Below are 7,095 nucleotides of genomic sequence, written 5' to 3' on the forward strand. Positions count from 1 at the left end.
GCGCGTTGGGGTAGTCGCGAACGCCCCGTGAGGTTCCAGCCAGAAGTTCGCATGTTTCCGGTATGAAAGGATGCATGTCATGGCGGCGCTTGGCGAAATATTCCCTCAATCGCTTTTTTGCCTGATCGTATCCGCAAAGGTCGCGGGATTCCTGCATGGTGGCAAACAAAGCTATGAACACAGGCGGCTAGTGCAAGATGCGTCCCGTTGTTGGACGCGTGTTGGCGCGTTCGCGATGCCGGGCTTGCCTATGCGGTACCGTTTATGAGCGCCCCCGGTTGGTCCGAGATGTTCCGTGTCTTTGGTCGCATCGGCGTTTTATCTTTCGGCGGTCCTGCCGCGCAAATCGCGCTGATGCACCGCGAGCTGGTCGAGCGGCACGCTTGGCTGAACGAAGCGGGGTATCTGCGCGCTTTGTCCTTGTGCATGCTTTTACCGGGGCCCGAGGCCATGCAGCTTGCCACCTATGCCGGTTGGCGGTTGCGCGGCATATCCGGAGGGCTGCTGGCCGGGTTGTTATTTGTCCTGCCCGGCGCGGCATTGATCGGGTTTCTGGCCTTGGGCTATGTCGCTTTCGGTCAAGTACCATTGGTGCAGGCCGCATTCCTGGGCCTTAAGGCCGCGGTGATCATCGTCGTATTTCAAGCGCTGCGCAGTTTGGCCCGCAGGGCGCTGGACGGGACCGAGGCCGTCGTCTTGGCAGGGCTGTCCTTTGTGGCGCTTTTCGTCTTGGGATTGCCCTTTCCACTCATCATTCTTGCCGCTGGGCTTTGGGGCGGCTTGCGGCAACCGGGCGATGTGCCCGCTGTAGAAATGATCGACGCCCCCCAAGCGCAATCGGTCAGAACGCTGGTTCTTTGGGGCGGGCTTTGGGCCATGCCGCTGGTTGTCCTTTGGCTGATGGGGCAGGACTTTCTGCTGCAACTGGGGCTGTTTTTTTCCAAACTAGCCGTGGTTACGTTTGGCGGTGCCTATGCGGTGCTGGCCTATATGACGCAAAGCGTGGTGCAGGATTACGGCTGGATCACAACCGAGCAGATGATCGACGCGCTTGGGCTGGCCGAAACCACGCCGGGGCCGTTGATCTTGGTAACTGAGTTCGTGGCCTTGCTGGCCGGATTTGCCCAAAGCGGCCCATCCGGAGCAATCGCTGCAGGGCTATTGGCGCTTTGGGTAACCTTTACCCCCTGCTTTTTATGGATATTCCTAGCTGGACCCTATCTTGAGAAAATATCCGGCCAGCCAAGGCTTGCTGCAGCGTTGCGCGCAATCACCGCCGCTGTTGTCGGGGTTATCGCCAACCTGTCTGTCTGGTTTGCACTGCATGTTCTGTTCGACCGGATTTCACCTGCTGCGATTCTTGCGGTGCCCCTGCCCGACTGGTCCAGCTTTAACCTCGCGGGTTTCGGACTGACCGTGCTGGCCGGAGTCTTGATGGTGGTCTGGGCACGCGGCTTTGTTTTCACCATGTGCATTACCGGCCTTACGGCTCTTTTGGTCGGGACGATATTATAAATCAATCGCCCCCCTTTTCACGGTTGTGAAATGCCGTATGGTAGGGGTGTCAGATGGAGGCATGAGACCGATATGAGCCGAAGCATTGAGTATGGCAACCTGATGCACGACGCCATGCGCGGACTGATCCGGCAGGTTCTGCTGGACGTTGCGGCCAATGGGTTGCCAGGGAATCATCACTTTTTTATCACGTTCGACACCGAACACCCCGATGCCGAGCTGGCCGATTGGTTGTCTGATCGCTATCCCGGCGAGATGACAGTCGTTATGCAGCATTGGTACGACAAGCTTGAAGTGACAGAAGAGGGTTTTTCGGTCACGTTGAATTTTGGCGACGCACCTGAGCCTTTGTACATTCCTTATGACGCGATCCGCACTTTTGTTGATCCTTCGGTCGAATTTGGCCTGAAGTTTGAGCAGCAAGAAACCGGTTCAGCCGATAAAAAGCTTGAGCAAACCGAGGAAAGCGAGCTGGAAGTGGCAGAAGATGCCCCCAAAGCCGCCGAAATCGTATCTTTGGACAGTTTTCGCAAATAACGACCGGCTTAAGAGCGGCTTGAGCGGTGTTTGCGCCATCGCCTGATTGCGCACGACCTTTGCGCACGCTAAACCCTGAGGCAATGCATTTCCACGATCAGGAGCCGACACATGGCCGATACACGCACCGAAACCGATAGCTTTGGCCCGTTGGAGGTTCCTTCCGACAAATATTGGGGCGCGCAAACCCAGCGGTCGATCATCAACTTTCCTATCGGCTGGGAAAAACAGCCCGTACCGATCATCCGCGCCCTTGGTGTGGTGAAAAAGGCCTGCGCGATGGAGAACCTCGAGCAAGGCGATCTGGACGCAAAAATTGGCGATGCGATTGTTGCCGCCGCGTCCGAAGTGATCGACGGCAAGTTCGATGATAACTTTCCGTTGGTGGTCTGGCAGACCGGATCAGGCACCCAGTCGAACATGAACGCAAACGAAGTGATCTCGAACCGGGCGATTGAAATGCTTGGCGGTGAGATGGGATCGAAAAACCCCGTCCATCCCAATGACCATTGCAACATGGGCCAATCGTCCAACGATACATTCCCCACCGCGATGCATGTCGCGATTGCGATGCAGGCGCGCGATGTGCTGCTGCCGGGCTTGCAGAAACTGCATGATGCCTTGGCTGCCAAATCGGTTGAATTCAAAGACATCATCAAGATTGGCCGCACCCATACTCAGGACGCGACGCCGTTGACGCTGGGGCAGGAATTTTCCGGCTACGCGCATCAGGTGAAAAAAGGTATTGAACGAGTCAATGCCTGCCTGCCCGATATTTACGAGCTGGCCCAAGGCGGCACCGCCGTTGGTACTGGCCTGAACACCAAAAAAGGCTGGGCCGAAGCAGTCGCCGCGCATATGGCAGAGATCACAGGTCTGCCGTTCGTGACCGCCCCCAACAAATTTGAATCACTGGCCGCCCATGACGCGATGGTCATGTTTTCAGGCGCACTGAAAACCGTCGCGGGATCGCTGTTCAAGATCGCCAACGACATGCGTTTGCTGGGGTCTGGCCCGCGCTCGGGTTTGGGTGAATTGATCCTACCGGAAAACGAGCCCGGATCGTCGATCATGCCCGGTAAGGTAAACCCGACCCAAGCCGAAGCGCTGACAATGGTTTGCGCGCATGTCATGGGCAATGACGCCGCCGTTGGATTTGCCGGATCGCAAGGCCACTTTGAGCTGAACGTCTATAACCCGATGATGAGCTATAACGTCTTGCAATCCATGCAGCTTTTGGGCGACAGCGCGTCGGCCTTTACCGACAATATGGTCGTCGGCACCCAAGCCAATATTGAGCGGATCGACAAGCTGATGAAAGAAAGCCTGATGCTGGTGACAGCGCTGGCCCCCACAATCGGCTATGACAACGCGACCAAAGTCGCCAAAACAGCCCATAAGAACGGCACGACCCTCAAGGAAGAAGCAATCGCCTTGGGATTTGTCGATGCCGAAACATTCGACCGCGTTGTGCGGCCTGAACAAATGATCGGACCAAAAGAATGACCGCCCCTATCAACCTTAACAAGGTCAAGAAAGAGCGCAATCGCGCCTCTCGTAAGGCCCGCGCTGACGAAAACGCAGTGCAGTTCGGCCAAAGCAAGCCGCAAAAAGATGTGATCAAAGCACGTCTGGAGCAGATTTCGCGTAACTTGGAAGCCCATAAACGCGAGACATGAGCGCACGGCCCATCAAACACTCGGTGACCCTAAAGGGTCACCGAACATCCATTTCGCTGGAAGATGAATTCTGGCGCGAGTTCAGATTGATTGCGCAGGATAAAGGCATCGCGCTGAACGCTCTGGTCGCGGAGATCGACGCGGAACGCGGGATGGAAGCAGGGCTCGCGTCGGCGATACGAGTATATGTGCTGCGGTCGTTAAAGGATCGTTTACCACCACAGGATTAGGGTTTGGGGTATGACATTGCCACCCGAACTCTCGCCGGAACACTGGATCACGCATGTTTTCAGCGCGAAAGCTGCCCGCCAAGGTGGTGTCATCCGTCGCAATCTAAGAGACATCGAAAGATATGTCGGTCGGTCAGCCTTTGAAGATGAACTCAAACGGCGCGGATATCACGCCGTCGAAAACGCAGGGCAATTGATTATCTTTTGCAACCAAGAGCCCATACGTTTGATTTTATAGATGATTTTTTCAAAAAAATCGGAGCGGAATTTTTGAAAATTCCGGTTTCTACGCGACCGATGCGCTATAAATCTTGTCGATATTCGCGCCCAAGGCTGCGTTAAACTCAGCATCCGTCATCTTGACGTTCAACCCCTCGGTGAGCGCACGCGAAAAGCTCGCAATCATTTGAGGGTTTTTCGACAATCTGTCACAGGCGTCATCGGTTGAATATCCCCCCGAAAGCGCCACAACGCGCAACACATTGGGCAAATCCGCAAGGCTATCATAATGTCCTGCCTTTTCCGGGATCGTCAGCTTGAGCATTACCATCTGATCTTCACCCAGCAGGGCGAGATGGTTCTCCAACTCGGACTTCAGGATGTCTTCGCATTCGGCTTTACTGTCTGAATGGATATTGACCTCTGGTTCGATGATCGGCACCAAACCGGCGGCGCAAACGCGCTTGGCAACTTCGAATTGCTGTGCCACCACTTCACGGATACCATAGGCATTGGCGGATTGAATGACCGACCGTTCCTTGGTGCCGAAAATGCCGGCAGTCTTGGCGCGCGCCAAAAGGCTGTCCAGCTCGGGCATAGGCTTTAGCATCTGAACGCCATTAGCTTCGTCTTCCAAGCCCTTGTCAATCTTCAAAAAAGGCACAACGCCGCGATCTTCCCACAGCAATGTTGCCACAGGTTTACCATTGATTGTCTCATCCATCGTGCGTTCAAACAGGATCGCGCCCAACACTTTTTCGCTGGTGAAATCGTCCGCAAGAATGATCCGCGCACGCATGTCATGCATGGCCTGAAACATTTCGACGTCGCCAGAATAATCTGAAGGCTCAACGCCATAAAGGCTCAGCGCCTTTGGGGTCGATCCACCTGACTGGTCCAATGCCGCCACAAATCCTTTGCCGTCTTTCATCTGTGTGCGTTGTGCGTCTGTCGTGCTCATGGTGATACAGGCCCTTATTGATTCCGTTTCGCCCCGTCTAAAGCATCTGATCGCGCGATGATATATCGTTAGCGTCGGACAACGCGCAGCCAGATGCCATCTTTTGATCGAACTGTCAGATGTGCAACGGGAACGGGCACGCGGGTATCAACCGCTTCGACACTAAAATCCCGCAACAGGCGCGACAGGATCAAAGGCCCCTCGACCATCGCAAACCCGGCCCCTGGACAGACCCGCGCCCCTGCGCTGAAGGGGAGATAGGCCTCGCGGCTGCATTTCTGGCCGTTCTCGGTGTGCCAACGGTCCGGATCAAATCCATCGGGATTGTCCCAAAGCCGTTCATGGCGGTGCAGATGCCAAGGGCTGATCACCAGTTGCGATCCGACCTTGATGTTGCGCGCGCGGAATTCTTCGGGGCATGCCGCTTCGCGCACCATCATCGGTACCGGAGGATAAAGCCGCAACGCTTCGCGAAACACATCCCGGCTGAGACGCAGCTTGGACATTACCGAAAAATCGCAGGTGTCGATCTGTTGGGCCTCTTGCGCCAAACGGTCCTGCCAGTCGGGATGGGTCGCCATCAGATACAGCGTCCAGGCAAGGGCCGAGGCGCTGGTTTCATGACCCGCCAGAAAAAAGATCGCGACCTGATCGACCATCTCTTGGGTCGTAAAGGTATCGCCGTCCACCGGATCAACAGTGGTCATGATCTTGGTCGCCAGATCGGACGGCGCTGTGCCGTCCTTGATCTTGGCCATGCGGTCTTCGGTCAGCGTGGTGATCAGCTGGCGAATTTTGGCGGCACTTGACCGTGTGTCGCGGCGAAAAATGCGCGGCAGCCAGCGGGGCAACGGAATGAACGCCGCGATGTTAAGGATCGGCTGGCTACGTTGGTAGGTCTTGAATTCGTCAAACACATCCCGCGCCAGATGGTGATCAATTGGAATGGAAAATAAGGTGCGAAAGATCACATCCGCGGCGGCATGGCTTGTCTCGGCCTCGATCTCGACTACCTGACCCTCTCGTGTGCCCAGCCGTTCGGCCGCTGCTTCGGCGGCGTCCCACATGGCGGGAAACGTATCGCGCAGGCGGCCCCCTTCGAACGCGGGGTCAATGATGCGGCGCTGGCGTTTCCATGTCTCGCCATTGGTCAGAAATACCGAATTGCCCAAGAGCGGGCGCAGCCCTTCGCCAATGCGGTCGGATTTGGGGAAATCATTGGGGCGTGTTTTCAGCACCGTCTTGATCAGGTCGGGCTGGTTCATCAGATAGCTGCGAAAAAACGGCGTTTTGAATTCGGCCATCCACGCGCGGTACAGACGTGCGGGCTGCGCCGACAGTATGTCTTGGCGAAACAGCTTGACGTACCGCCACAGCGATACTTTATCGGGGCGACTGTCGGGCTTGGGGGGCAAGGTCATGGCGCGGTCGAGGTGAATTTATTCACCGGTTTTACGATCCGAGAACGCGATGCAGGGCGCCCGGCATAGCGTTCGGCCAAGCTGTGCGGGCCAGCCGTGATCTGGAAATAATCATAATCCTTGGGGGCATCAAACGCGCAAAGATACTGGAAATGCAGCCGGAAAAACCGCCACCGCAGTTCTTTCCACCGCTTATTGCTTAGCGACTGGGTGAAAGCGGCGGAAAACACCAAGGGCCATTTCTTGCCCTCTGGGGCAACGCCAGACACGGCCACCGGATCACACAGCGCGAACGCGCAGCCGTCGCCGGGGGCAGTGACGTCGATCCACGTTAGCTCTTCGCGCTGCGACAGATAGCGCAAGTCAGCGCGTAAACGGTGTGCATCGCGCAGGAAAGACACCATCGGCACCACCTGCCCCAGCGTCAAAAACCCAAGGGCGGGACCATCTGCCGGCACCCGACCGGCGCGCACCAAGTCAGCCAGTATTGACACCCCCAGATGCGCACCAGAGGAATGGCCGACCACCAGGAC

General features: G+C 56.4%; 7 protein-coding genes and 1 pseudogene. 5 read left to right on the top strand and 3 right to left on the bottom strand.

The features are described 5' to 3' along the window. Positions 1-264 precede the first annotated feature (264 nt). From chrA to ABYT07_RS17620, 5 genes are all read left to right on the top strand, one after another. Positions 265-1,515: a chromate efflux transporter gene (gene chrA, locus ABYT07_RS17600; protein WP_372993333.1), complete on the top strand. Its 1,251-nt coding sequence runs from the start codon at positions 265-267 to the stop codon at positions 1,513-1,515. A gap of 72 nt (positions 1,516-1,587) precedes the next feature. Further along, complete coding sequence (locus ABYT07_RS17605) at positions 1,588-2,052, top strand: SspB family protein (protein WP_372993334.1); 465 nt, start codon at positions 1,588-1,590, stop codon at positions 2,050-2,052. Between the two features lie 111 nt (positions 2,053-2,163). Then, on the top strand, positions 2,164-3,558 hold the full coding sequence (fumC, locus tag ABYT07_RS17610; RefSeq protein ID WP_372993335.1) for a class II fumarate hydratase: 1,395 nt from the start codon (positions 2,164-2,166) through the stop codon (positions 3,556-3,558). Beyond that, entirely contained in the window at positions 3,555-3,731 is a 177-nt protein-coding gene (locus ABYT07_RS17615; protein ID WP_372993336.1) for a DUF4169 family protein, read from the top strand. Before fumC ends, ABYT07_RS17615 begins: the two co-directional genes overlap by 4 nt. After that, entirely contained in the window at positions 3,728-3,961 is a 234-nt protein-coding gene (locus ABYT07_RS17620; RefSeq protein ID WP_372993337.1) for a ribbon-helix-helix domain-containing protein, read from the top strand. The genes ABYT07_RS17615 and ABYT07_RS17620 overlap by 4 nt, the downstream gene beginning before the upstream one ends. A 286-nt stretch (positions 3,962-4,247) precedes the next feature. Here the strand turns inward: ABYT07_RS17620 and ABYT07_RS17625 are convergent, their stop codons facing one another. The 3 genes and pseudogenes from ABYT07_RS17625 to ABYT07_RS17635 all read right to left on the bottom strand — a co-directional run. Next, on the bottom strand, positions 4,248-5,141 hold the full coding sequence (locus ABYT07_RS17625; protein ID WP_372993338.1) for a fructose bisphosphate aldolase: 894 nt from the start codon (positions 5,139-5,141) through the stop codon (positions 4,248-4,250). Between the two features lie 68 nt (positions 5,142-5,209). Next, positions 5,210-6,562 (bottom strand): cytochrome P450, encoded by a 1,353-nt coding sequence (locus tag ABYT07_RS17630; RefSeq protein WP_372993339.1) that lies wholly within the window; start codon positions 6,560-6,562, stop codon positions 5,210-5,212. Next, positions 6,559-7,095 (bottom strand): annotated as a pseudogene (locus tag ABYT07_RS17635) (hypothetical protein); the annotation flags it as partial. The gene ABYT07_RS17630 and the pseudogene ABYT07_RS17635, both read right to left, overlap by 4 nt.

Origin of the sequence: Sulfitobacter sp., from assembly GCF_041552635.1 — a bacterium.
GTDB lineage: Bacteria > Pseudomonadota > Alphaproteobacteria > Rhodobacterales > Rhodobacteraceae > Sulfitobacter.